Source organism: Streptomyces acidiscabies (assembly GCF_020010905.1).
Lineage (GTDB): Bacteria > Actinomycetota > Actinomycetes > Streptomycetales > Streptomycetaceae > Streptomyces > Streptomyces acidiscabies.
On the sequence record NZ_JAGJBY010000002.1, the window covers coordinates 1,380,275 to 1,404,462 of the forward strand.

Below are 24,188 nucleotides of genomic sequence, written 5' to 3' on the forward strand. Positions count from 1 at the left end.
GTGTCCTATTCCCAGCGGAACCAGCGAGCGGCGGCCCCGGTCAGCAGCACGATCCACGCGACCAGTACACCGAGGTGGCCCCAGCCGGGCCAGTCCCCGGCCGCCGCCTGGTTCAGGGCCTCGGCCGCCGCGCCGAACGGGGTGTAGCCGACGGCCGTCGCGAGGCCGTGCGGCATCGTCTGGACCGGCATCCACACGCCCGCGCAGAACATCGACGGGAAGAAGACGGCGGAGCCTATGGCCCCCGCGATCTTCGTCGTCCTGGACAGTGCGGAGATCACGGCGCCGAGGCCGAGCGCGGCGAACAGGGTCAGCAGGAGGGCGAGCGCGTAGCCGAACGGCTGCTTCGGCAGGGTGACGTCGAACGCGAGGCGGCCGACCGCGAGCGCCAGCACGGACGAGGCGAGCGCGGCGGTGCCGTACATCACCATCTGCGCGGCGAGCAGCGCGGACGGCCGTACGGGGGTCGTCGACATCCGGCGCAGGATGCCGCGCTCGCGGTAGCCGGTGAGGGTCTGCGGCATCGACTGGAGGCCGCCGACGATCAGCCCGAGCAGGACGGCCACCGGCACGTACGCGTCCACGGGCCGCAGGCCGCCGAAGGCGTCGTCCGGCTGCCGGAACGAGGGGATCGAGCCGAGGATCACGAGCAGGAGGGTGGGGAAGAGGAGGATCCAGAAGTGGGCGCCGGGTTCGCGGCGGAAGAGGCGGAACTCGGTCTTGAGGACGGCCGCGTTGACGGTGGGGGCGAGGGGGGTGGCGGAGAGCATGGGAGCCGGCTTCCGGGAGGCGGGGTGCTGCGACGGCGCGGGGTTCGAGAGTCCGGTGCTCATGCCGGCACCCCCTTCGTGAGGTCGAGGAACGCGTCGTCCAGCGTCGCGTCGGTGACGCGGAGCTGGTGCGCCGTGATGTGGCGGCGGGCGAGGAGGGTGATCACGGCGTTGACGGTCTCGTCGGTGCCGGAGAGGGTGAGGCGGCTGTCCTTGTGCTCGACGGAGGCGAGCGCGGGGAGCGCGGCGAGGTCGGTCTCGTCGAGGGGTGCGGAGGGGGTGAAGCTGATGACCGTCGCGCCCGCCGAGCGGCGGATCAGACCGGCCGGGGTGTCGAGGGCGGCGACCCTGCCCTTGTCGATCACGGCGATACGGTCGCAGAGGCGCTGGGCCTCCTCCATGAAGTGCGTGACGAGCAGGACGGTCACGCCGTTCGCCCGGATGTCCTCGATCAGCTCCCACGTGTCGCGGCGGGCGCGGGGGTCCAGGCCGGTGGTGAGTTCGTCGAGGACGACGACCTGAGGGTTTCCGATCAGCGCCAGGGCGATGAACAGGCGCTGCTTCTGTCCCCCGGAGAGCTTCCCGAACCGGGTCGTCAGCTTGCCGGTCAGCCCGAGCCGTTCGGCGAGGGGGCGCCAGTCCGCCGGGCGCGTGTAGAAGGACGCGTACAGCTCCAGCGCCTCCCGTACGGTCAGCTTCGCCTGCAACTCGCCCTCCTGGAGCTGCGCGCCGAGCACCTGGGCCACTTTCTCGTGCTCGGCGACCGGGTCGAGCCCGGCGACGCGGACCCGCCCCGCGTCCGGCACCCGCAGCCCCTCCACACACTCCACCGTGGTCGTCTTCCCGGCCCCGTTCGGACCGAGCACCCCGAAGATCTCCCCCTCCTCGACGGCGAAGGAAACTCCGTCCACCGCCCTGTGGGCGCCGTACGTCTTACGCAGATCCGTGACTTCGATGACGGGCATGCATCCAGCGTCCCGGACCACCCCCACCAACCACATCGGCCGAAAAGCCAGACCCCGCCTCATCCATTCACCCGTTCGGCATCAACCGATCGGCTGATGCCGAACGAGCGAACCGGGCGGACCTCAAGGACGTACGACCTTGACCACGAACGCGAGAACGACGACCGCCCACACGGTCATGAGGGCCGCCGTGAAGGTGACCGATTCGAGGCGCCTACGGCGTTTCCTACGAGGCACCCTTCCGCCGCCTCTCCGGGCACGCGGTGAACGGGAGCCGGTACCCCTCCAGGGTCACCGGGTGGGTGTGCACGCTGACGGTGTCGGAGTCGAAACGCCACCCCCGGGCAGTGGCGATCTCGGCGTTCACCGTGACGGGGTCCTGGGGCCCGATGCCCAGGCAGTCCCGGAGACTGCCCAGCATGCTCGGTACGTCCCTCCCGGTGAGGGCGCCGCCCCGGACCGTACGCCCGTTCTCCGTGACCGACCAGCACACACGGAACCAACGGGCCTCGACGCAGGGAGAGTTGGCGCTCATGGCGTTCCCGGCGGTGTGTGCCGGTGGCACGGACACATGCACACCAGGTACCGGACTCCGGGGACGTCGGACTCACGGGGTACGGCGTCCCGGCAATGGTCGTGGCTGCCGAGCACGCAGCGCGGGGAGCGGTACGGCGGCTCGGCGACCGCGATGTTCGGGTCACGGGTCATCGGGTACCCCCGTCACCGTAGGCGCGGCGGTAGGCGTCCCACAGCCCTTGCCCGGTCCCGCACTTGTCGGTGTGCTCGAACCGCAGGGGATAGGCGCGCAGCATGCCGTCTTCGGTCTGCCCGAGGCCGGTCACCGGGCCGCCGCTTCAGTTAAGCAACCGCCGCACTACACATAGGTACGATGGAAGTGGCAGGAGGACTTAAGAGCTTTAAGTGCCGCGCCAGTGCGAGGGGTTGAGGACCAGTGAGGACACCGGAACCGAACGCTGAACTCGAACGGCTTTATCGCGAGAGCGGAAGGACACTGCGTCAGTTTGCGCAGGCGGTGAACCGCATCGGGACAGAGCGCGGAACGCCTTTGAATTACCAGGAACCATCAGTCCACCAGTGGCTCAAAGGGCACATGCCGAAAGAGGCTGCACGGCCGTTGGTCCTGGAGGCTCTTTCCCGTCGGCTTAAGCGCCCGGTAACGCATGCGCAAGCGGGATTTCCCGTATCCCGGAACCGGTCGAACTCCCAGCCGGGCACGGTGGAAGGGCTCGTCGATCTCGGGACGAACGACATGGACCCGTCCCGGCGGGGCGTGCTGGGCATCGGCCTGTTCTCCGTCGCCCTCGCTGTGCCCAACTGGCCTGATGTCGTCGGGCGGATGGAGGCAGTGCAGAAGGGCCAGGTCCAGCGCATCGGAATGACCGAAGTGGACATGGTCATCGCCATGACCGAGCGAGTCTCCGAACTCGACGACCAATTCGGCGGACGCCACGCACGACCGATGGCCGCCGCGTTCCTCGTGAACACGGTGGCTCCGTACCTTCGGGCCGATGCCCCGGAGCACGTGCGCAAGGCGATGATGTCGGCGGCTTCCGACCTCTGTTACCTCACCGGATATATGGCTGTGGACGAAGGTGCTCATGGACTGGCCCAGCAGTACTACTTGAAGGCGCTGGAACTTGCCGGAGCATCAGAGGACCACCTGACGTACGGCACAACGCTGCGAGGCATGAGCGTTCAGGCCGTAGATCTGGGACATGGCTCCCAGGCGATGCGACTGGCTGACGCCGCCACCGCGGCTTCTCCCGACGCCGGTCCCAGGATGCGTGCTTTCCTCGCCGGCCAGCAAGCGCACGCCTCCGCTCAGATCGGCGATCGCAACAAAGCACTCGCGTACCTTCGGGAAGCCGAAGTCGCCATGGAAAAGGCGGAATCCCGAGCAAAGATCTTCGGTTCATACGACCCTGCCGCCTTGAATTACCACACAAGCCAGGTGAGGTACGAGCTAGGAGACATGACGGGGGCAGTCGAGGCGATGCAGCAGGCCGATCAACTCCGGCCGAGTATCTACCGGCGTACCCGGACACATCAGCGCGGACTCCTCGCCGAACGTCAACTCTCCATCGGCCACTTGGAAGCCGCCTGCGCCACCTGGAACCTCGCCCTGGACGACTACCCGTACGTCCAGTCCGGCCGCGCCGACCAACGCATGCGGAACATGGCCAAGTTGATTCGCCCCTACCTCAGCAACCCCTCAGCACGAGCACTTCACGAGCGTGCACGGCTCGTCGTCCCGCCGTCCCTGCTCACCGCCCGGTGAAACTACCTGTCCCCCACCCGCATCTCGAACCACGTCGTCTTCCCCCGCGGAAGTAAGTCGACCCCCCAGCGATCCGACAGCTTGTCCACGAGGAACAACCCCCGCCCGCTGACGTCGAGTTCGTGGACCGGCATCAGGCAGGGCAGCCCCCGTGAGGGGTCGCGGACCTCGATGCGGATCCAGCCCCGGCGGCGCCGCATACGGAGGCCGAAGACGCGGGCGCCCGTGTGGCGTACGGCGTTGCCGACGAGTTCGGAGACGAGGAGGACGGAGTCCTCGGCGAGCTTGGGGGTGAGTCCCCACTGGCGCAGGACCACGAAATGCGTCAACCGGCGTGCGGCGGCGGCGGATTCAGGGCGGGACGGGAGCGGAACCTCGGCCTCCGTGGGATCGCCGAACAACTCCACGGCCTTCAACGCCCGCTCGTCCTCGACCGCGGGCGACCAGCGCGCCGCGTCCACACGCCCGTGTCCTCGCGGCTGTTCGAAACTCTCCAGCCCCGCCATGCCCCCATCATGGCCGCCCGGAGCGCCGTCCGTGGCCGTTCCGGGGGAATACGCCCCCCGCAAGCTTCCGGTACCCGGCACGCCCGCGGCATATGACCGTGGCACGAAGGCACCCGGGAAACCCCCGTTGAGCTGCGAAGACGGCTCACTCGACGGCAATCGACGGCTCCCTCGGCACGGCTGACTTGTGGTCACCCCAAGGCTCCCACAAACCGCCCCATCGAGGGACCCGGATGAGACATCATGTCAATTGCAAGACCCTGTACGGGAATTCGGTAAGGGGATACCTCACAGGCCGATCAGGTTTACGGCGCAACAGCTGTCCTCTCAGAGGAACTTCGCCTTCCCCGGCCCCTCCTCCACGAAGCTCCGCATCCCCCGCTCCCGGTCCTCCGTCGCGAACAGCCCCGCGAACCAGGTGCGTTCCACGGCGAGACCTGTCTCCAGGTCGGTCTCAAGACCCGTGTCGATCGACTCCTTCGCGGCGCGCAGCGCGATCGCCGGACCCTGCGCGAGCTTCGCGGCCCACGCGTGCGCCTGCGCGTACACCTCGTCGGCCGGGACGACGCGGTCCACGAGGCCGAGGGACAGCGCCTCGTCCGCCTTCACCATCCGGCCGGTGAAGATGAGGTCCTTCGCCTTGGACGGTCCGATCAGCCGCGCGAGCCGCTGCGTGCCGCCCGCGCCCGGGATCACGCCGAGGAGGATCTCCGGCTGGCCCAGCTTCGCGTTCTCCCCGGCGATCCGGTAGTCCGCGCAGAGCGCCAACTCGCAGCCCCCGCCCAGCGCGTACCCGGTGATCGCCGCGACGACCGGCTTCGGGATCCGCGCGACGGCCGTGAACGCGTCCTGGAGCGCGCGGGAGCGCAGCACCATCGCCGCGTGGTCCATCGCCTGCATCTCCTTGATGTCCGCGCCGGCCGCGAACACCTTCTCCCCGCCGTACATGACCACCGCGCGTACGTCGCCGCGCCGCGCGGCCTCCTCGGCGAGCTCCTTCAGCCGGTCCTGCGTGGCGGTGTCCAGCGCGTTCATGGGCGGGCGGTCGAGCCGCAGCGTGCCGACGCCTTCGGCGACTTCGAGATTCACGGTCATGCAGGCAGGTTAACGGGGATTAACGGGGAGTGGCTCGGTGCCGTGAGTCACAGCACCGAGCCACCCTCCTACCTACAGAAACGAATTACTTCGTCCACTCCGCCCACGACATGTTCCAGCCGTTGAGCCCGTTCGCCGGATTCACCACCGGGTCAGTGGAGTTCTTCACGACAACCACGTCCCCGACCATCGAGTGGTTGAAGAACCACGCCGCGGCGATGTCACTGTCGTACCCGCCCCGCACATCGCGCAGCCCGATGCACCCATGGCTCGCGTTGTAGTTCCCGAACGCGTCCCCACCCCAGTAGTTGCCGTGCACGAACGTGCCCGAGTCGGTGAGGCGGATCGCGTGCGGGACGTCCTTGATGTCGTACTCGCCGTTGTAGCCGACGGTGTCCCCGTTCATCCGGGTGACCTTGTACTTCTCGCTCATGACCATCTGCCCGTTCCAGGTGGCGTACCCGGGCTTGCCGGTCGTCACGGGGATCGTCTTGATGGTCTTGCCGTTCTGCTGGACGGACATCGTGTGCTTCTTGGCGTCGACGATCGACACCTGGTTGCGCCCGATGGTGAAGGAGACGGTCTTGGTCTGCTCGCCGTAGACGCCCTTGCGGCCCTCGACGCCGTTGAGGTTGAGCTTGACGGTGACCTTCGTACCGGCCTTCCAGTACTGGTCGGGCCGGAAGTCGAGCCGGTCGTTGCCGAACCAGTGGCCCTGGACGTCGACCGCCGGGACCGTCTTGATCTCGATGGCCTTCTCGACGGCGTCCGGCGCGGTGATCCCGCGCGTGAAGCGGATCGAGAACGGCATCCCGACGCCGACGGTCGAGCCGTCCTCGGGCGTGAAGTTGCCCGTGAACGTGTTCTTCGGGCTGAGGGTCGTGAACGCCGAGTCCTCGGCGGCCTGACGCCCCCCGGCGTCCTTGGCGACCGCGTGCACCTGGTACTTCGTGGACGCGGCGAGGTGCGTGGCGGGCGTCCAGCCCGCGCCGTCCGCGGAGATCGCGCCCTCGACCGCCGTACCCTTCGGGTCCTTGACGACGACCTCGGTGAGTTTGCCCTTCGCGGCGGTCACCTTCAGCGTGCCGCTCGTGTTCACGGCGGTCGCGCCGTTCGCCGGAAGGATGCTGACGACCGCCTCGGACTGGGCGCTCTGCGCGCTGTCGGCGGGCTTGCCCTTGGTGTCGTTCTTGCCGGAGTCGCCGGAACCCGAGTTCCCGCTCCCGCCGCACGCGGTGACGGCGAGCAGAAGGACGCCGGACATCAGCGCCAGTCCTCTCTTACGTCCTCGCACCGACGCCCCCGATATCGGCCGCACGTTCAAGTCGTTCTCCCCTCGCGAGGCCCCTGATCAGAGCCCCCACCCCCGCGCTCGCCGCGCGATCACTGGCGCATCCTAACCGGGTGTATTTGACCATCTGGTCAGCTGAACGTCACCGTTTCGTCGCAAAGGCCCCACACGCCCTTGCGAAGGCTCCACACCCGCCATGACCACCCCTTTTCGCGGCGAGCCCGCGCCCCTGACCGGCGGCGAGCCCGCACGCCCCGCCCCTGATCCCTACCCGGCGCCCTACCCGACCGCACCTCCCGCGACCCACTCCTTCCACCCCATGTTCCAGCCCCCCAGCCCGTTGTCCGCCGCCACCGTCTTGTCCCGGCTGTTGACCACCTCCACCACGTCCCCGATCAGACTCCGGTCGAAGAACCACCCCGCCGGAGTCTCCGACGAACCCCCCTTCACATCCCTCAGCCCCACACACCCGTGACTCACGTTCACCCGTCCAACGGCGTACGGCGCCCAGTAGTTCCCGTGCAGGAACGTCCCCGAGTCGGTCAGCCGCATCGCGTGCGGCACGTCCGGGATGTCGTACTCCCCGCCGAACCCGACGGTCCGGCTGTTCATCCGCGTCACGTCGAGCATCTCGGTGACGACCATCTTCCCGTTGTACGTCGGTGTCTTCGGCGAACCCGCGGTGATCGGCACGGTCGCCAGGAGCCGCCCGTCGCGCCGCACCTCCATCGTGTGGTCGGCGGCGTCCACCAGCGACACCTGGCTGCGCCCGACGGTGAACGAGAACGTCTTGGACTGGAGCCCGTACACCCCCGGCGCCCCCTCGACGTCCCGCAGCCGCAGCGTCACGGTGACCTCGGTGCCCGGCTTCCAGTACTCGCGCGGCCGGAAGTCCAGCCGCTCGCCGCCGAACCAGTGCGGGCGCACCTCCACCGGAGGGTCCGCGGTGATCTCGACGGCCCGCTCCACGTCCGCGCGGCTGACGATCTCCCGGTTGAACTCCAGCGACACGATCATGCCGGTGCCGACGACCGACCGGTTCTCCGGAGCGACGTACCCGATGAACCGCTCGTCCGGCACGAACGTCGTGAACGTGCTGTGCCGCGCCAGCCGGTTGCCCGACTCGTCGCGCGCGACGACGTCCACCGTGTACCGCGCGGAGAGCGCGAGCCGGTCGTCGTCCGGACGCCAACTCCCGCCGCCGTCAACGATCCTGCCGGGTACGAGGGTCTCCTGCGCGTCCTGCACGCGCGCGACCCGCACCGACTCCAGCTTCCCGAACGGCACCCGCACCCGCAGCTTCCCGTCCGCCGCCACCCCCTTCACCCCGTCGTCCGGCGTCACCCGGATCACGTCCTGGGCAGCCGCCGGTTTCCCGAGCAGCCGGTCCATCCCACTGCGCCCGTCCCCGGACGTACACCCGGCGACGAGCCCTGCCACCACGACGACCAGCGCGGCACCCGCGCGTCTTTGTCCATGCGTCACAGCTGTACAACGAGCAGATGCACCTCAGGGAAACGTGAAAAGGAAACATGAGTACGACCCCCGGTCTGCGCGCCGCGACCTCTGGGCAGAACAGGGGGAGGACGACGACCGTACGCCGGGGAGCCGCCGCCACGCCGTACCCATCCGGCGGGGTGTCCCGGCGGCGGACAGGACGAAGAGGGGCCGACCGGTGTCCAGCACAGCCGAACAGGAGTCAGAGACGCCGGAATCCGGCGCGGACCCTGGAGTGGACCCGCATTCCGGTGCGGGCAGTCCGGACGTCACGGCGCCACCCGTCTGGCCCGGCGCCCCCGTGCCCCTCGGCGCGCGCGTGCGCACCGGTCCCGGTGGGGTGAGCGGCACCAACTTCGCGCTGTGGGCGGGCGGCGCGGAGGCCGTCGACCTGTGTCTTTTCGACGATGACGACGACGGTGGTGCCGGCGCCGAGACTCGCGTACGGCTCACCGAACTCACCCACGAGATCTGGCACGGCTTCGTCCCCGGCGTACGCCCCGGCCGCCGCTACGGTTACCGCGTGCACGGCCGCTGGGACCCCTGGACCGGCGCCCGCTGGAACCCGGCGAAGCTGCTCCTCGACCCGTACGCCCGCGCGGTGGACGGCGAGTTCGGGCTGTCGCCCGAGGTGTACGGCCACGTCCGCGACTGGCCCCAGCAGCACATCGCCGACACCGTCCGCGACGACCGCGACTCAGCGCCCTTCGTCCCCAAGGGAGTTGTCGTCCAGGACGAGGACGACTGGGCCGACGACCAGCGCCCCAAGACGCCGTGGGCGGACTCGGTGATCTACGAGGTCCACGTCCGCGGCTTCACCAGGCTGCACCCCGGCATCCCGCCCGAACTCCGGGGCACCTACGCCGGGTTGGCGCACCCGGCGGCGATCGAGCACCTCGTGAAGCTCGGCGTCACGGCCGTCGAACTCCTCCCCGTCCACCAATTCGCCCACGAGGACCACCTGTTGCGGAAGGGGCTGCGCAACTACTGGGGCTACAACTCCATCGGCTACTTCGCCCCGCACGCCGCCTACGCCTCCTCCGGTACGACGGGACAGCAGGTCGGCGAGTTCAAGCGCATGGTCCGCGCGCTGCACGCGGCGGGCATCGAGGTGATCCTCGACGTCGTCTACAACCACACCGCCGAAGCAGGGGAGTTGGGGCCGACGCTCTCCCTCAAGGGCATCGACAACCGCGGCTACTACCGCCTCCAGAACGACGCCCGCCGGTACGCCGACTACACCGGCTGCGGCAACACCCTGCACGTCGTCCAGCCGCACGTCCTGCGCCTGATCACGGACTCCCTGCGGTACTGGGTCACCGAAATGGGCGTCGACGGCTTCCGGTTCGACCTCGCGGCGGCGCTGGCCCGCTCGATGCACGACGTCGACATGCTGTCCCCGTTCCTCGCCGTGATAGCCCAAGACCCGGTGCTGCGGCGGGTGAAGCTCATCGCCGAGCCCTGGGACGTCGGCTCGGGCGGCTACCAGGTCGGCGCGTTTCCGCCGCTGTGGACCGAGTGGAACGACCGGTACCGGGGCACCGTACGGGACTTCTGGCGCGGCGCGCTGCCCGACGTACGGGAGATGGGGTACCGGCTCTCCGGGTCCAGCGACCTCTACGCCTGGGGCGGGCGGCGACCGTACGCCTCGGTCAACTTCGTTACCGCGCACGACGGTTACACGCTGCGCGACCTCGTGTCGTACGAGCGCAAGCACAACGAGGCCAACGGGGAAGGGAACCGGGACGGGAGCGACGACAACCGGTCCTGGAACTGCGGGGCCGAGGGGGAGACCGACGACGCCGGTGTACTCGCCCTGCGTCAGCGGCAGTTGAGGAACCTCATGACGACACTGTTGCTGTCCACCGGGGTGCCGATGCTCGTCGCCGGGGACGAGATGGGGCGGACGCAGGGGGGCAACAACAACGCGTACTGCCAGGACGACGCGACGAGTTGGGTCGACTGGGGGTTGCTGGAGGAGCCGGGGTGGCGGTCGCTGTTCGAGCTGAGTTCGCGGCTGATCGGGCTGAGACATCGTCACCCGGTGCTGCGGCGGCGGGCGTTCTTCTCCGGGCGGGCTCATTCCGCCGACGGGATACGGGACTTGGCGTGGTTCACGGCGCGCGGGGAGGAGATGACCGATGGCGACTGGTACGCACCGGCCGCCACGCTCGGGATGTATCTGTCCGGGCGGGACATTCCCGGGCGGGACGAGCGGGGGGAGCCGATCGTCGACGACAGTTTCTTCGCGGTGCTGCACGCGGGGGAGACGGCGGTGCGGTGCACGCTGCCGGGGGTGCCGTGGGCCGAGCGGTACGAGGTGGTGGTGGACACCTCGCAGGAGTCGGAGGGGGGCGTTCATGACGCCGGGACGGAGGTGGTGATCCCGGGGCGAACTGTCCTGTTGCTGAAGGTGCGTTCGTAAAGACCTCATGAAACCAGCCGACTTGGTCTTGATCCGGGACTTCGGTGCTCCGCATCCTCGGGACGTTCCCCTTCGTGAATCCCGTGCCGAGGTTGCCGTATGTCTGAGATATCCCGTCGCGCGTTCGGCGGTCTGGTGGGCGGTGGCGCGGTCACGGCTGTCGCCGGGACGGCCGGCGAGGCTCAAGCGGCGCCTGCGGAACGGCCGTTCAGGGCCGCACGCCGTCGTGGCGCGCGCCCCAACTTCCTCGTCATCCTCGGGGACGACCTCGGCTGGGCCGACCTCTCCTCGTACGGCGCGCCGCACATCAAGACGCCTCATCTGGACCGGCTCGCGCGGGAGGGGGTGCGGTTCACCGACGCGTACTCCGGGTCCGCGACCTGCTCGCCGACCCGCTTCAGCCTCTACACCGGGCGGTATCCGGGGCGTACGCCGGGCGGGCTCGCGGAGCCCGTCGGGAACCGGACGCAGGGGCTCGACCCCGAACACCCCACGCTGGCCTCCCTGTTGAAGGGGGCGGGGTACGCGACGGCGCTCATCGGGAAGTGGCACTGCGGATGGCTGCCCGACTACAGCCCCACGAAGTCGGGTTGGGACGAGTTCTTCGGCAACCACGGTGGCGTCCTTGAGTACTTCTCCAAGCTGGGGCAGCTCGGCGAGTACGACCTCTTCGAGGGGGACGCCGAGTACAAGGACCTGCGGTACTACACGACCGTCCTCACCGAGCGGGCCGTCGAGTACGTGTCCCGCGAGCACGGCAAGCCGTGGCTGCTGAACCTCAACTTCACCACCCCGCACTGGCCTTGGCTCGCCGAGGGGGACGCGGAGACCGGGGCGGAGATCGCCGCGAAGATCCGGGCGGCGAAGAGTCAGGCCGACGTTGTCGTCGCCCTCAACCACTACGACGGGGGGTCGGTCGCCAAGTACACGGAGATGGTGGAGAGTCTGGATGCGGCGGTCGGCGAGGTCCTGGCCGCGCTGCGCCGCTCGGGTCAGGAGGACGACACGGTCGTCCTCTTCGCCAGTGACAACGGCGGCGAACGCTACTCCTACAACTGGCCGTTGAGCGGCCAGAAGTTCCAGCTCCTGGAGGGCGGCATCCGGGTCCCCACGATCCTCCGCTGGCCGTCCCGGATAGACCCCAACCAGGTCAGCCACGAACCGAACTTCTCCCCGGACTGGACGGCGACCCTGCTGGAGCTGGGCGGCGCGCGTCCCGACCCCGCCTACCCCCTGGACGGCACGAGCCTCGCGGGCTACCTGCTACGCGGTGAAGTGGTCCCGGAACGGGACCTGTTCTGGCGAGTCCGAGCCAACAAGGCGCTACGCCGGGGCGATTGGAAGTACTACCAGGACAAGGACAAGGACGACCACCTCTACAACCTCGCGGCCGACTCCCGAGAACAGGCCGACCTGGCGCAGGACGAACCGGAGTTGCTGGCGGAGCTGAAGGCGGCGTGGGAGAGGACGGCGGCGACGTTGTTGCCGTACAGCTAGGCGCGCCGCTGGAGCCACCAGTCGGTGATCTCGCGGGCCTTGTCGTCGAACCCCGGGTCCGTGAAGGACTGCGGGGCGGGCAGGGTGCGGCGTTTGCCGCTGGTGGTGTGGAGGACGAGCTGACGGACGCCGAAGAGGGATCGGACCTCCAGGCGGGTGATGTCGGCCCAGCGGATCTCGTGGCTGCGGAAGCCGCTCCGGAAGCGCACGTCGACCTCGGTGAGCTGCACCCGGTCATCGCTGAAGAACGGGACGAGCAGGACGGCCGATGTAGGGCCGAGCGCCAGGATCAGCAGGTCCCTGGCGCTGAAGGCCAGGGCTCCGCAGGCCGTCAGCACCGACAGGAGGATCATGGCGGGTACGTAGACGACTGCCAGCGGGAGTCTGACCTGGCGGCGGCTGAGGCGATAAGGGCCCGGGGGATGCACGCGGGGGTAGCCGTTCGTCGAAGAGATCATGTGTTCGTCGCATCGTCGGGCACGGTCGGCGCGGCGTCCAGTGAGATCCGCATCCTTCTGCGCCCCCGGACGGGTGAATCACCCGTTTTCGGGCGGCAACCCCCTTAAATGGGCCAGGTGACTACGACCGACCGTCGTGCCGCGCTGCGGGCGGGTGCTGGGCTTGTTGCCGGGGGCGTGTTCGTTGCCTCGTGTTCCGGGCGTGGTGATCCGGGCCGTGCCGAGCCGTCCCGTGCCGTGCCCGGCGCCACCCCGTCGCGCGCGCCGGCCCGCACCCTCATCGCCGTACCCACTCCCCGCGCCTTCCCCCGCGAACCGGCGCAGATCGCGACCGGGCCGCGTACCCACTCCCAGGTCGCGCTGACCTTTCATGGCGCCGGTGATCCGAGCATCGCCAAGGCGGTGCTCGGGGAGGTGGAGCGGGCCGGGGCTCGGGTGACCGTGCTCGCCGTCGGGACCTGGCTCGACGAGCATCCCGAGATGGCCCGGCGGATTCTCGACGGGGGGCATGACCTGGGGAATCACACGCAGCGGCACCTCGGGATCAACGACATGCCCGAGGCCGAGGCGCGTGCGGAGATCGATGCGTGTGCCGAGCGGCTCAAGCGGCTGACCGGCGGGATCGGGAACTGGTTCAGGCCGTCGCGGGCCGCGCGCGCCTCCCCGTTGGTGGTACGGCTCGCGCGGGAGGCCGGGTACCCGCACGTCCTGTCGTACGACGTCGACCCGCTCGACTTCACCTCCCCCGGCGCGGACCAGGTCGCCCGCGCGGTCCTCGGCGACGCCCGCGCGGGCTCCGTCGTGAGCCTGCACTTCGGCTACCGCGACACGGTCGCCGCCCTCCCCGTCGTCCTCGAAGAACTCGGCCGCCGCGGGCTGCGCGCGGTCACCACCACGGAGCTGCTCAGTTGAAGAGTCGTCCTGCGTTCGTCGCCCTCCTCCTCGCCGCGGCGCTCGCCGCCTGCGGCACCCAGAGCGGGGACCAGAAGACCGAGCCCACGAAGGCCGCCATCCCGGCGCCGGTGAAGAAAACGGTTTCACAGGGTTTGCCTGGCATGCCGCCGGTGCTCGACCCGAAGGACGTGTACGCCGCCGACCGCCCGAACCGCCTCTCGCCGGTCGTCAAGGACTTCCCGTCCCGCGTGTACGTCCCGAACACCGAGTCGGACACGGTGAGTGTCATCGACCCGAAGACGTACAAGATCGTCGAGACTCTGCACGTCGGCCGCCAGCCCCAACACGTCGTCCCCTCCTGGGACTTGAAGACCCTGTGGGTCAACAACAACCGTGGCCACACCCTCACGCCGATCGACCCGCGAACCGGCAAGGCGGGCAAGCCGGTTGAGGTGCACGACCCGTACAACCTGTACTTCACGCCGAACGGCAAGTACGCGGTCGTGATGGCGTCCCTGGACCGGGAGCTGGCGTTCCGGGACCCGCACACGATGGCGCGGATCAAGACCGTGCCGGTCACCTGCTACGGCGTCAACCACGCCGACTTCTCGCTCGACGGCCGCTATTTCATCGTCAGTTGCGAGTTCAGCGGCGAACTCCTGAAGGTCGACACGGAGAAGATGGAGGTCGTCGGCCAGCAGAAGCTCCCGTTCGACGGCGCGATGCCGCAGGACGTGAAGATCTCGCCCGACGGGAAGCGCTTCTACATCGCCGACATGATGGCCGACGGCATGTGGATCGTCGACGGAAAGACCTTCGGCAAACCGGAGTTCCTCCCCACCGGCAAGGGCTGCCACGGCCTCTACGTCAGCCGCGACTCCCGCGAGATGTACATCTCCAACCGGGGCGAGGGCACCATCTCCATCTTCGACTTCACGCAGAACAAGCTGACGAAGAAGTGGCACCTCCCGCAGGGCGGCAGCCCCGACATGGGCGGCGTCTCGGCGGACGGCAAAGTCCTCTGGCTGTCGGGGCGTTACGACGCGGAGGTGTACGCGATCGACACCAGCACCGGCAAGCAACTGGCCCGCATCAAGGTCGGCTCCGGCCCGCACGGACTCGCGGTCTACCCGCAGCCGGGGCGCTACTCGCTGGGGCACACGGGCATCTTCCGGTGAACCCCGTTTGACTCAGGGTCAGTTGACTCGCCGCCGTACGGGTGAAGGTCCCGGCCCGGCAGCCCCGTACCCGGCAGGCTGCCCCGCATGATCACCACTTCCGTACGGCGGCGCACCGCGGCCGTCGTCCTGTGCCTGACCGCCGTCTTCGCGACCTCGGCCGCGGCTCCCGCCCCGACCCTCGCGGCGGCCCCCAAGTGCCCCCAGTTCGAAGACAAGTTGAAGGCGGCGGCCGACAAGAACGTCCACCTCGACCGGATCACCCCCGACCCCGTCTGGCGCACCACCTGCGGCACCCTCTACCGCAGCGACAGCCGCACCCCCGACAAGATCTTCCCCTTCGGGTTCTTCGCCAAGGACGTAGAGAACGGCCAGTACGACGTCGAGAAGTACGTGCTGGTCAACCAGCCCTCCCCGTACGTCTCCACGAGCTACGACCACGACCTGTACAAGACCTGGTACAAGTCCGGCTGGAACTACTACATCGACGCGCCCGGCGGCATCGACGTCAACAAGACCATCGGCGACACGCACAAGTGGGCGGACCAGGTCGAGGTCGCGTTCCCGGGTGGGATCGCCCGCGAGTACATCCTCGGGGTGTGCCCGGTCGACAAGGTGAAGAAGATCGAGATCATGGACGACTGCGAGAGCAACCCCTACTTCGTGCCGTGGCACTGAGGTTCAAGGGGTGCTGAGCATCAACAGCTCTGACCCCACCGGCACATAGCCCGCCGCCTGGAACGCCCGCACACTGCGGGCGTTCCCCGGCGCGATCTGCGCCCACACCGGCTCACTGGCCGAGTGTCGGGCGGCGGTGACGAGTTGGCGCCCGAGACCCCGGCCGCGTACGGCGTCGTCGACCTCCACGGACACTTCGAGCCGTCCGCCGATCCCGCGTCCCAGGACCAGGACACCGCCGTCCGCCTGCCAGGCCCGTACGTCGTCTCGGCGTTCGAGTGCGTACGTCACCCGGGGGTGCCCGGTGTCGGTGATCTCCCTTAGCGGAAACGGGAGTTCACCCTTGCGTGGCTGGGCCACCAGCATCGTGTCGATCGTCTCCGCCGTACGGCCCGTGTGATCCAACAGGGCGTGCAGGAACGCCGGATGGGTCGGTGCCGAGTACGGATCGCAGCGGGTGCGCCGAAGTTGGGCGTACACCCACTCCGGGTCCTCGTCGAGGAAGACCACCGCGTGCGCGGTGAAGTTCAGGACGCCCGCGTCGCGTCGCGACATCTGGGGGACGACCGTCGTGCGGCCGTCCGGCGGGGGGAAGACGCCGTGCGCCACGCCGTCGAGAATGTCCCGCAAGGTCTCCATCGGACGCCTCCTGAACGCACCTCTTGAGTCTCCACCCACTGGAAGGCCCAGACTCCGACACATGATCGACCACGGTACGGGGCTGTTCACCATCGGCGAGCTGGCCCGCTCCAGCGGGCTGTCCGTCCGCACCGTCCGCTACTGGTCCGACGAGGGCGTTCTCGACCCCGTCGGCCGCTCGGCGGGCGGTTACCGGCTGTACGACGCCGAGGGTGCCGCGCGGCTGGAGCTGATCCGCACTCTGCGCGAACTCGGGCTCGGGCTCGACGCCGTGCGCGAGGTGCTGGCCGGGGAGCGGACCGTCGCCGAGGTGGCCGCGACGCACGTCGCCGCCATCGACGTACAGATCAGGTCGCTGAAAGTAATCCGGGCCGTGTTGTCGAGCGTCGCACGACGAGGTTCCACGACGGAGGAGATGACTCTCATGCACAGGTTGGCGAAGCTGTCCGCGGCCGAACGGCAGCGGCTCATGGAGGAGTTCGTGGCGGAGACGCTGCACGGGCTGCCGTCGGTCGACCCGGACGTCCAGGAGCGGATGCGGCGGATGGCCGTCGAGCTGTCCGACGATCCGACGCCCGAACAGGTCGACGCCTGGGTCGAGTTGGCGGAGATGATCCAGGACCCGGAGTTCCGTGCGCAGATGCGGCGGGCTGTCGAGTTCAACGCGGCGGGGCGGACGGGGAGTTCGCCGTCCGGGGAGTCGATCTGGTTCGCCAAGCGGCTTGTTGAGCTTGTGGCGCCGCTGCGGGAGCGGGGGGTTGCGCCGGACTCCGCGGAGGCCCGGGACGCGCTGCGGGATCTGTTCGGGGACGTCGACCTCTCCGACGTACTGGAGCGGATGACCGCCGGGTTCAACGAGCGCGTCGCGCGGTACCGGGAGCTGCTCTCCATCGTGAACCGGCAGCCCGCGCCGCCGCACGCGGAGGACTTCGCGTGGGTGGTCACCGCGCTGCGTGTCTCCACGGGCGGCTAGTCTGACCTGCGTCAGTCGGACAGCAAGCAGTGGATAAGGGGCGGATCGGTGGCGAACATCGAAGAAGCGCGCAAGGAATTCGACCGGATCGACACGGACGGTGACGGCGAGATCACCGCGGCCGAGTTCAAGACCGCCCTCGCGCAGGGTGGCGACTGGAACGTCACCGAGGCCGTCGCCGAGTCCATCATCAAGAGCCGGGATCTCGACGGGGACAAGAAGCTGTCGTTCGACGAGTTCTGGGCGCACTTGAGCAAGTAGTCGTTCTGGTCATTGCCTTGGCCGCTGGATGCGTACGCTCCAGCGGCCATCGGCGTGCCGGTCCAGGGTCAGGGGGAGGTCGAAGCACTTGCCTACCAGGTCCGGGGTGAGGGTTTCCGGTGCCGGGCCCTGGGCCAGTGCGCGGCCGTCCCTCAGCAGTAGGGCGTGCGTGGTGTGCGGTGGGAGTTCTTCCAGGTGGTGGGTTACCAGGACCGTTGCCAGGTCGGGGTGGTCCTCCGCGAGTTTTCCCAGCGCGCCGATCAGTTGTTCTCTGCCGGGGAGGTCCAGGCCCGTTGCCGGTTCGTCCAGCAGCAGTAGGCGGGGTGCCGGCATCAAGGCCCGCGCGATCAGCGTACGGCCGCGCTGACCCTGCGAAAGCGTGGGCCAGCGGGCCTCCTTGAGGGGTCCCAGGCCCAGCGTGTTCATCAACTCCTCTGCTCTGTCGCGCTGTTCGGGGGTCGGTTGCCAACGTGGGAGCGGGGCTACCGAGTTGGTGATGCCGGTGAGTACGACCTCGCGGGTGGTCAGTGGGGTGTGCAGGGGGTGGCGGGGGTCCACGTGTCCGACGTACGTCCTCAAGTCCCGTACGTCTACCCGGCCCAGGCGTTTTCCCAGGACGTCCACCGTTCCGTGTGTTGGGTGCACCCTTGCGCCCAGCAGGCCCAACAGCGTTGACTTTCCTGCTCCGTTGGCGCCCAGGAGCGCCCAGTGTTCCCCCGTGCGGACCTTGAGCGTGACCTCCTGGAGGATTGCTCGGCCGTCTCGTACGACGTGGGTGTCTGTTGCGTGCAGGACGAGGGTGTCGGGCATGTGGGGACGCTAACAAGTTGATGGGGTCGGTCATGCCGGGGGTCCGTTCGTCCCGGTCCTCTCGGCGAGCAGGCTGCTGAGCGGTTGCGGGGGCTGATTGTTGGCGGTGAGTGGGCTGTGGAGGCGCGCGGGGGTTTGGGGGTGGGTCGGGGGTGCCGGGGTGCGGCGAGCCCGTCGCGGGTGGTGTTGGGCGGTGGGGTGGACCGAGCCGTGGGCTGTGGTCTTCGTAAGCGACGGGCTGCGCCGCACCCCCGGCACCCCGCTTCCCGCCGTACGCGGCTCTCCCGCCGTGCCAGCGGGGAGAGGGGGTGAGGTGCCGGTTGCGGGTTTCCCGCCGTGCGGGGCAGGCGGGGGCGGGCTCGCCGTTCGCGGGTCTCTCGCCGTGCGGGTAGGGGTTCGGGTCGCCGGTTGCGGCTTTTCCGCCGTGGCGGTGGCGGTGGCGATGGCGGGGTTGGGGGTCGAGGTGTCGGTTGTGGGTTTTCCGTCGTGTGGGTGTGGGGTTGCGGGCTCGGGGGTTGTGGGGTTGCTTGGAGTGTGCGGCGGGGGCGGAATAGGGGGTGGGGGAGTTTGGTTGGGGGGTATATGCGTGTGCATCCATTGGAGGGTCAGTCATGAAGATCGGGATCATCGGGGCGGGCAACATCGGCGGGAACCTGGCGCGGCGGCTTGCCGCGGTGGGGCATGACGTGTCTGTCGCCAACTCTCGGGGGCCGCAGACCTTGGGTGATCTTGCCGCTGAGACCGGGGCGACTGCCGTTGCCGTGGAGGACGCTGCCAAGGGGGCCGAGGTCGTTGTCGTGACCATTCCGCTCAAGGCGATTCCCGGGCTGCCGGACGATGTTCTTGCCGGGGCGGCCGAGGGGGCTGTCGTCGTCGACACGAACAACTACTACCCGCGTGAGCGGGACGGGCGGATCGGGGAGATCGAGGACAGCGGGATCACGGAGAGCCGGTGGGTGGCCAATCACCTCGGGCACGATGTGGTGAAGGTGTTCAACGGTACGTACGCGCAGGACATCCTGGACCGGCATCGCCCCGCGGGCGACCCCGAGCGGATCGCCGTGCCTGTCGCCGGGGACGACCCTGTCGCCAAGGCGAAGGTGCGGGCGTTGGTCGAGGAGCTGGGGTTCGACACGGTTGACGCGGGGACGATCGACGAGTCGTGGCGCCAGCAGCCGGCTACGCCGGTGTATGGGTTGCAGGGGGATGTGGATGCGGTGCGGAAGGCGTTGGGGGAGGCTTCGGTGGAGCGGACGGAGGGGTTTCGGGGGTAGGGCGGGAGTGGTGCGGGGGTAGTACGGGGGTGGTGGGTTCGGGGGCGGGCCGTTGGGGGTGGGGTGGGTGGGGTGTAACCGGGTAGTACCCGCGAAGCCCGGGCCGACTCCGTGAGGCGTACGGGACGCTCTTAGGCGTACTCGGGTAGTACTCCTGGGGGTCGTGCCGCTGCCGCGAGACGGGCGGGTCGGCCTTTGGGGGTACCCGGGTAGTACTCCCGAGGCTCGCGCCGCTGCCGCAAGATGGGCGGGTCGGTCTTGGGGTGTACCCGGGTAGTACCCGCGGAGCCCGAGCTGGCCTCGCGAGGCGTGCGGGTCGCCTTTCGGCGTACCCGGGTAGTACCGCTGAGGGTCGTGCCGCTGCCGTGAGGTGGGAGGGTCGGCCTTGGGGTGTACCCGGGTAGTACCTCCGAGGGGGCGCCGCCCCCGCAAGGCGCGCGGGTTGGCCCTGCGGTGTACCCCGGTAGTACCTCCGAGCTACCCGCCGCCCCCGCAGGAGGTAGCCCGACGTCCGGGGTACTACCCGGGTACGCCCCAGGGGTGACCCTCGTTTTCGCGGGCTCGGGTCTGTGCCCCGCGCGGATTACCCGGGTACCTCCCAGGGCTGATCCGCCCGCCTCGCCGGGGCGGGCCCGTACCCCGCGCGAGCTACCCGCGTACCCCGCAGGGTCGGTCTGGCCCCCCGAATCCGTCCCCCTCCGTCTCCCGTCCGTCGCGAGTCTGTTCCGGGCGTTCCAATCCGGTCATACTGGGCGTCCTCCGGCGGGGAAGGGGTGGCTCCGTGGCGGCCAGTGGTGAACTTTTCGTACCCAATCCCTCTCCGCTCGCCGGGCGCGGCGCCGAGCTCGGTGTGCTGCGGGATGCCTGGCGGCGGACCTTGCGGCTGCGGCCCACCGTCGTAGTCGTCGAAGGTGCGCCGGGGATCGGGAAGTCGGCGCTGGTCGGCGCGTTTCTGAAGGAGGTCGCGCCGCCGCTCGTCGCCCGGTCCTACGGGGACGAGGCGTGGGAGCGGCGACCCTGGGAGGTGCTGCGGCAGGTCGTGCAGGAGCTGCCCGGCGCGCGGGGCGGGGAGTTGACCGAGGAGGCCGATCCCGCGCTGGTCGCCCGTGCGCTCGCGGAGGATCTGGGGCGGGTCGGGCCGGTGGTCGTCGTGGTCGACGACGCGCACTGGGGTGACCGCGCGTCGATGACGGCCCTGCGGCTCGCCGCGCGGTCGCTGCGCAACGAACCTGTACTGCTCGTGCTGGCGCACGTGCCGGTCGACGCGGCGGTGACGCAGGGGCGTTCGTGGGGGCGTGCGCACGAGGGGCTCCACGAGGGGTGGCGGCGGCTGGTCGAGTCCGGCGAGGGGGACGTCGTACGGCTGGAAGGGCTCTCGGCGGACGCGCTGCTGCGACTCGCGCCGTCCTGGGGACAGCCCCGGCTCTCCCCGTCCGGGGCAGCGCACTTGCACGAGCTGACCGGCGGAAACCCGTTGCACGCACGGCAGTTGCTCCAACAGGTCGCTCCCCACGCGCTCGCGTACGGACAGGGCCCACTCCCCGCGCACCGGTCGATGCCGCTGACACTCATTTCCCGGCTGGGGTCCTGCGCACCGGCGACGCGGGACCTCGTGGCGGCCGGGGCGGTGTTGGGACGGCGGTTTCTGCTGGCGCAGGCAAGGGAGTTGGCGGGGTTGCGGGTGGGGGACGGGTACGGGGGTGAGGTGACTGGCGGGGTGGGGTGGGGCGGGGTGTTCGGTGGTGCGGGACAGGCTGAAGTGGTCGGCGACGTGGGGTCGGCGGGGGTGCTCGGTGACGGCAGGTCGGGCGGGGTGCCCGGCGGTGCGGAGTCGGCCGGGGCGGTCGGCGGTGCGGGACAGGCCGGGGCGGTCGGCGGCATCGGGTTGGTGGGGGTGTTCGGTGGCGGCGGGTCGGGCGAAGCGCCCGGCGAGGCGGAGTCGGCGGGGGTGCCCGGCGATGTGGGGTCGGTCGAAGCGGTCGGCGGTGCGGAGTCGGCGGGAGTGCCGGGTGTAGCGGGACAGGCCGGAGTGGTCGGCGACGTCGGGTCGGCGAGGTTGCCTGGCAGCGTGAGGCCGGGCGGAGTGCCCGGCAGGGTGGAGTCGGCCGGAGCGCTGGGCGATGCGAGGTCGGCTGGAGTGGTCGGCGACGTGGAGTCGGCCCGAGCGATGGGCGACGTGGGTCCGGTCGGAGTGGTGGGCGGCGTCGGGCCGGTCGGAGTGGGCGGCAGCGCAGGTGCGCCCGGTATGGGCGGGGGCGCGGTGCGAGGTGCGGGCGGTGATGTGGGTGAGGCGCTTGACGAGGCCGTGCGTGCAGGGCTGTTGGTGGAGGTGCCCGGCACCGGTGGGCGTACGCTCGCGTTTCCCAACGGGGTGATCGGCGACTATGTGTACAGCGACATGAGCCCGGGGCGCCGTCGCCAACTGCACCGTGCCGCCGCCGAGTTCGGCGGACCGGACGCGCTGTGGCACCGGATCGCCGCGGACCAGGGCCAGAACGAGGACGTCGCGCTCGCCGCCGAGCGGGAGGCGCGCCGCCAACTCTCCCTCGGGAACCTCAGGTTGGCCGCGGTGTACGCCGGACACGCCCTCGAACTGACCCCACCGGGCCCACATGTCCGCGCCCGCCTCCTCACGGCCGTGGAGACACTCCTGGTGAGCGGCGATGCGTCCACCGCACGGCGGTACGAAGGGGAGTTGACGTCGCTGACACCGGGGCCGTGGGTGGATTACGTGAACGGTTACCTGGTGTTGCTGGGCGGACGGATCGCGGAGGCGCGGGGGCTGTTCTTACGGGCATTGGAGGGCGTGCGGGCGGCGAGGAGAGCAACTCCCGTGGAGGGAAGCCCACTTCAGGACCACCTCCAGGACCACGAGACTCCCGCGCCCCCCTCGACCACCCCCGCCGACCTGGAAGCTCGCATAGCCACCCAACTCGCCATCATCGGCGTAGTCCAACTCGACTACCAGGACATGGTGTTCTACGGCGAAGCCGCAGTAGCCGCCCCCACGAAGGAACCCTGGGTGAGGGCGTTCGCCTGGTTCGCCAAGACGGTGGGCACCGCCCTCGCAGGGGACGCGGACAAGGCGCTGAGGGAGTTGCGCACGGTCCACCTCCCAGGCGCCCCCGCCGGCCTGGACGGCCTGGTCGCGCGCGGCATGATCCGTCTCTGGACGGACGACCTGGACGGCGCCCACGCGGACCTCGGCAGCGCGGTCGAGCGGGCAACTCGCGGCGAGCCCCTGCGGATCGGACAGGGCCTCGGGTTCCTCGGAGAGGCCGAGTACCGCAGAGGGAACCTCACGGAGGCGGTCCGGCTGACCGCGTCGGCGATCGGGGACGCGGCGGAGAACGGCCGCGTCTGGGACTACCCCCTGCTGTACGCCCTGGCCTGCTACCCCCTTGCCGCGCAAGGCAGTTGGGAGGAGGCGGCGCGGCACGCGAGGGAGGCCACCGACTGGTCCCAGCTCCTCGCCAGCCCCATGAGCTTCGCGTTCGCGGCGGGCGCCCGCGCGGCCATCGCCCAGGCCGCCGAGGACCACGAGGGTTTCCTGGACGCGGCCGAGGCGATCGAGACGCACTACTCGTCCAGAGAACCCGGCGCCCACCTCTTCGGCCCGGTCCGCGCGGACGCCCTCTCCCGACTGGGCCGCACGGCCGAAGCCGCCCACGAACTGGCCGAGTTCGTGGCCCGGACCCGCGAGGTGGACCGCGTCTCCGCCCACCTCGCCGTGGCCAGGGTCCGCGCCCAGATCAGCGAGGCCGAGGGCGAACCGGCCGCCGCCCTCGCGTCCTGCGAGGAGGCACTCACCCTGGCGAAGGAAGCGGGCCTGCCCCTGGAGGGCGCCCGCGTACGGCTGGTGACGGCACGTCAATTATCGTCCCTAGGTAGGGGATTGGCTGCGGAGGCGGCGTTACGCGAGGCCCTGCACACCTTCACCGCCTGTGGCGCCCACGCCTACGAGGCCCAGACCCGGCGCCTGGCAGCCGACTTGGGCCTGAGCCTCACCGGCCCGGTCTCCGCCCTCGCCGCCCTCACCCCGCGCGAGCGCGAAGCCGTACGCCTCATGCGCACCGGCCTCTCCAACCAGGGCATCGCCCGCCGCCTCGGCGTCGCGCAGAAGACCGTGGAGACCCATCTCCAGCACGCCTACGACAAGTTGCACCTGAGCCGGGACCAACTCAGGGCGCTGAAGCTGGACGACTGACGAGCCGTACCGGGGGCGGCCGGACGGTTTCTCGGGGGTTCCTCCCGACGCGCGCCCCGAACTCCCGTCCTAGCGTGGCGAGTCGGCCCACGGCGAAGGAGTCCGACGTGCTGATCCTCATCGAACTGCGCAGGTCGCCGGAGGGCCACCTGGAGGGGACGGTGAAGACCGGCCCCGAGGACCGGGGTCACCCCTTCCACGGCGTCGTCTCGCTGGTCTCCGCCCTGGAGGCCCACCTGGACGACCCGCAGGCATCCCGGTTCTCGGGAGGTCCGGACGCAGAACCAGGGGGCGACCCCTGAGGACACCGCGAACACCCCGCCGTACGTTGTGGACGCGGACCCGGGGAGCCGGATGCGGGCCGCGCACAGGGGAAACGGGCGCGAGCGGCGCCCAGGGCCGGCCGGCGGAGCCGTGAGAACGGCATCAGGGGACTCCGTCCGGTCGGCCCGTGCACATCGAACGGTCACA

At 69.8% G+C, this 24,188-nt stretch carries 22 protein-coding genes; 11 read left to right on the forward strand and 11 right to left on the reverse strand.

The genetic code is table 11. The features are described 5' to 3' along the window. Nucleotides 1-5: 5 nt before the first annotated feature. The 4 genes from J8M50_RS33160 to J8M50_RS33175 form a co-directional block, all read right to left on the reverse strand. Nucleotides 6-770, reverse strand: a complete 765-nt coding sequence (locus J8M50_RS33160) for an ABC transporter permease (RefSeq protein WP_029183321.1) — start codon at nucleotides 768-770, stop codon at nucleotides 6-8. Between the two features lie 59 nt (nucleotides 771-829). Continuing rightward, on the reverse strand, nucleotides 830-1,735 hold the full coding sequence (locus J8M50_RS33165; protein ID WP_010350037.1) for an ABC transporter ATP-binding protein: 906 nt from the start codon (nucleotides 1,733-1,735) through the stop codon (nucleotides 830-832). A 226-nt stretch (nucleotides 1,736-1,961) separates the two neighbouring features. Further along, complete coding sequence (locus J8M50_RS33170) at nucleotides 1,962-2,270, reverse strand: hypothetical protein (protein ID WP_010350036.1); 309 nt, start codon at nucleotides 2,268-2,270, stop codon at nucleotides 1,962-1,964. Nucleotides 2,271-2,439: 169 nt separating this feature from the next. After that, on the reverse strand, nucleotides 2,440-2,577 hold the full coding sequence (locus J8M50_RS33175) for a hypothetical protein (protein WP_158002766.1): 138 nt from the start codon (nucleotides 2,575-2,577) through the stop codon (nucleotides 2,440-2,442). A gap of 110 nt (nucleotides 2,578-2,687) precedes the next feature. Between J8M50_RS33175 and J8M50_RS33180 the strand changes: the two genes are divergently transcribed. Beyond that, nucleotides 2,688-4,034 (forward strand): NsdA family TPR-like regulatory protein, encoded by a 1,347-nt coding sequence (locus J8M50_RS33180; protein WP_075661155.1) that lies wholly within the window; start codon nucleotides 2,688-2,690, stop codon nucleotides 4,032-4,034. Between the two features lie 2 nt (nucleotides 4,035-4,036). On the opposite strand, the gene J8M50_RS33185 is transcribed toward J8M50_RS33180, so the two are convergent. The 4 genes from J8M50_RS33185 to J8M50_RS33200 form a co-directional block, all read right to left on the reverse strand. Beyond that, nucleotides 4,037-4,540 (reverse strand): ATP-binding protein, encoded by a 504-nt coding sequence (locus tag J8M50_RS33185; RefSeq protein WP_029183320.1) that lies wholly within the window; start codon nucleotides 4,538-4,540, stop codon nucleotides 4,037-4,039. 327 nt (nucleotides 4,541-4,867) lie between these two features. Continuing rightward, nucleotides 4,868-5,635, reverse strand: a complete 768-nt coding sequence (locus tag J8M50_RS33190; protein ID WP_010350033.1) for an enoyl-CoA hydratase/isomerase family protein — start codon at nucleotides 5,633-5,635, stop codon at nucleotides 4,868-4,870. 85 nt (nucleotides 5,636-5,720) lie between these two features. After that, nucleotides 5,721-6,899: a L,D-transpeptidase gene (locus J8M50_RS33195; RefSeq protein ID WP_010350032.1), complete on the reverse strand. Its 1,179-nt coding sequence runs from the start codon at nucleotides 6,897-6,899 to the stop codon at nucleotides 5,721-5,723. 306 nt (nucleotides 6,900-7,205) lie between these two features. Continuing rightward, a complete protein-coding gene (locus tag J8M50_RS33200) occupies nucleotides 7,206-8,411 on the reverse strand; it encodes a L,D-transpeptidase (RefSeq protein ID WP_029183318.1) in 1,206 nt (401 codons plus the stop codon). A 190-nt stretch (nucleotides 8,412-8,601) separates the two neighbouring features. Here J8M50_RS33200 and glgX point away from each other — a divergent pair, with 190 nt between their 5' ends. Both glgX and J8M50_RS33210 read left to right on the forward strand, forming a co-directional pair. Continuing rightward, on the forward strand, nucleotides 8,602-10,848 hold the full coding sequence (gene glgX / locus J8M50_RS33205; protein ID WP_029183317.1) for a glycogen debranching protein GlgX: 2,247 nt from the start codon (nucleotides 8,602-8,604) through the stop codon (nucleotides 10,846-10,848). A gap of 99 nt (nucleotides 10,849-10,947) precedes the next feature. Next, on the forward strand, nucleotides 10,948-12,345 hold the full coding sequence (locus tag J8M50_RS33210; RefSeq protein WP_010350027.1) for a sulfatase-like hydrolase/transferase: 1,398 nt from the start codon (nucleotides 10,948-10,950) through the stop codon (nucleotides 12,343-12,345). On the opposite strand, the gene J8M50_RS33215 is transcribed toward J8M50_RS33210, so the two are convergent. Further along, nucleotides 12,342-12,803 carry a PH domain-containing protein gene (locus J8M50_RS33215; RefSeq protein WP_010350026.1) on the reverse strand — a complete coding sequence of 154 codons (462 nt, stop codon included), beginning with the start codon at nucleotides 12,801-12,803 and terminating at the stop codon, nucleotides 12,342-12,344. The two genes, J8M50_RS33210 and J8M50_RS33215, sit on opposite strands and share 4 nt — an antisense overlap. A 108-nt stretch (nucleotides 12,804-12,911) precedes the next feature. Here J8M50_RS33215 and J8M50_RS33220 point away from each other — a divergent pair, with 108 nt between their 5' ends. The 3 genes from J8M50_RS33220 to J8M50_RS33230 all read left to right on the forward strand — a co-directional run bounded on the left by J8M50_RS33220 (nucleotide 12,912) and on the right by J8M50_RS33230 (nucleotide 15,553). After that, on the forward strand, nucleotides 12,912-13,715 hold the full coding sequence (locus J8M50_RS33220) for a polysaccharide deacetylase family protein (protein ID WP_050987096.1): 804 nt from the start codon (nucleotides 12,912-12,914) through the stop codon (nucleotides 13,713-13,715). Beyond that, nucleotides 13,712-14,875, forward strand: a complete 1,164-nt coding sequence (locus tag J8M50_RS33225) for a YncE family protein (protein WP_010350023.1) — start codon at nucleotides 13,712-13,714, stop codon at nucleotides 14,873-14,875. Before J8M50_RS33220 ends, J8M50_RS33225 begins: the two co-directional genes overlap by 4 nt. An 87-nt stretch (nucleotides 14,876-14,962) precedes the next feature. After that, entirely contained in the window at nucleotides 14,963-15,553 is a 591-nt protein-coding gene (locus J8M50_RS33230) for an ADP-ribosyltransferase (RefSeq protein WP_010350022.1), read from the forward strand. Between the two features lie 3 nt (nucleotides 15,554-15,556). Here the strand turns inward: J8M50_RS33230 and J8M50_RS33235 are convergent, their stop codons facing one another. Continuing rightward, complete coding sequence (locus tag J8M50_RS33235; RefSeq protein WP_010350021.1) at nucleotides 15,557-16,192, reverse strand: GNAT family N-acetyltransferase; 636 nt, start codon at nucleotides 16,190-16,192, stop codon at nucleotides 15,557-15,559. Between the two features lie 61 nt (nucleotides 16,193-16,253). Between J8M50_RS33235 and J8M50_RS33240 the strand changes: the two genes are divergently transcribed. Beyond that, the gene (locus J8M50_RS33240) at nucleotides 16,254-17,165 is read left to right on the forward strand and encodes a helix-turn-helix domain-containing protein (protein WP_010350020.1); all 912 of its coding nucleotides are present in this window, start codon (nucleotides 16,254-16,256) and stop codon (nucleotides 17,163-17,165) included. A gap of 48 nt (nucleotides 17,166-17,213) precedes the next feature. Continuing rightward, the gene (locus J8M50_RS33245) at nucleotides 17,214-17,426 is read left to right on the forward strand and encodes an EF-hand domain-containing protein (RefSeq protein ID WP_010350019.1); all 213 of its coding nucleotides are present in this window, start codon (nucleotides 17,214-17,216) and stop codon (nucleotides 17,424-17,426) included. 9 nt (nucleotides 17,427-17,435) lie between these two features. Here J8M50_RS33245 and J8M50_RS33250 read toward each other — a convergent pair whose 3' ends face one another. Further along, on the reverse strand, nucleotides 17,436-18,236 hold the full coding sequence (locus J8M50_RS33250; RefSeq protein WP_010350018.1) for an ABC transporter ATP-binding protein: 801 nt from the start codon (nucleotides 18,234-18,236) through the stop codon (nucleotides 17,436-17,438). A gap of 611 nt (nucleotides 18,237-18,847) precedes the next feature. On the opposite strand from J8M50_RS33250, the gene J8M50_RS33255 reads away from it, so the two are divergent. The 3 genes from J8M50_RS33255 (at nucleotide 18,848) to J8M50_RS33270 (ending at nucleotide 24,019) form a co-directional block, all read left to right on the forward strand. Continuing rightward, complete coding sequence (locus tag J8M50_RS33255) at nucleotides 18,848-19,510, forward strand: NADPH-dependent F420 reductase (protein ID WP_010350017.1); 663 nt, start codon at nucleotides 18,848-18,850, stop codon at nucleotides 19,508-19,510. A 781-nt stretch (nucleotides 19,511-20,291) separates the two neighbouring features. Next, the gene (locus J8M50_RS49360) at nucleotides 20,292-23,717 is read left to right on the forward strand and encodes an AAA family ATPase (protein ID WP_059046105.1); all 3,426 of its coding nucleotides are present in this window, start codon (nucleotides 20,292-20,294) and stop codon (nucleotides 23,715-23,717) included. A gap of 74 nt (nucleotides 23,718-23,791) precedes the next feature. Then, entirely contained in the window at nucleotides 23,792-24,019 is a 228-nt protein-coding gene (locus J8M50_RS33270) for a hypothetical protein (protein ID WP_141655521.1), read from the forward strand. Nucleotides 24,020-24,188 lie beyond the last annotated feature (169 nt).

Excerpts from the sequence above, each read along its gene's own strand:
- J8M50_RS33210 (WP_010350027.1), top strand. The coding sequence starts at position 10,948 with ATGTCTGAGATATCCCGTCGCGCGTTCGGCGGTCTGGTGGGCGGTGGC.
- J8M50_RS33215 (WP_010350026.1), bottom strand. The coding sequence starts at position 12,803 with ATGATCTCTTCGACGAACGGCTACCCCCGCGTGCATCCCCCGGGCCCT.
- J8M50_RS33195 (WP_010350032.1), bottom strand. The coding sequence starts at position 6,899 with ATGTCCGGCGTCCTTCTGCTCGCCGTCACCGCGTGCGGCGGGAGCGGG.
- J8M50_RS33170 (WP_010350036.1), bottom strand. The coding sequence starts at position 2,270 with ATGAGCGCCAACTCTCCCTGCGTCGAGGCCCGTTGGTTCCGTGTGTGC.
- J8M50_RS33235 (WP_010350021.1), bottom strand. The coding sequence starts at position 16,192 with ATGGAGACCTTGCGGGACATTCTCGACGGCGTGGCGCACGGCGTCTTC.
- J8M50_RS33220 (WP_050987096.1), top strand. The coding sequence starts at position 12,912 with ATGGGCCAGGTGACTACGACCGACCGTCGTGCCGCGCTGCGGGCGGGT.
- J8M50_RS33185 (WP_029183320.1), bottom strand. The coding sequence starts at position 4,540 with ATGGCGGGGCTGGAGAGTTTCGAACAGCCGCGAGGACACGGGCGTGTG.
- J8M50_RS33255 (WP_010350017.1), top strand. The coding sequence starts at position 18,848 with ATGAAGATCGGGATCATCGGGGCGGGCAACATCGGCGGGAACCTGGCG.
- J8M50_RS33165 (WP_010350037.1), bottom strand. The coding sequence starts at position 1,735 with ATGCCCGTCATCGAAGTCACGGATCTGCGTAAGACGTACGGCGCCCAC.
- J8M50_RS33230 (WP_010350022.1), top strand. The coding sequence starts at position 14,963 with ATGATCACCACTTCCGTACGGCGGCGCACCGCGGCCGTCGTCCTGTGC.
- J8M50_RS33240 (WP_010350020.1), top strand. The coding sequence starts at position 16,254 with ATGATCGACCACGGTACGGGGCTGTTCACCATCGGCGAGCTGGCCCGC.
- J8M50_RS33250 (WP_010350018.1), bottom strand. The coding sequence starts at position 18,236 with ATGCCCGACACCCTCGTCCTGCACGCAACAGACACCCACGTCGTACGA.
- J8M50_RS33190 (WP_010350033.1), bottom strand. The coding sequence starts at position 5,635 with ATGACCGTGAATCTCGAAGTCGCCGAAGGCGTCGGCACGCTGCGGCTC.
- J8M50_RS33160 (WP_029183321.1), bottom strand. The coding sequence starts at position 770 with ATGCTCTCCGCCACCCCCCTCGCCCCCACCGTCAACGCGGCCGTCCTC.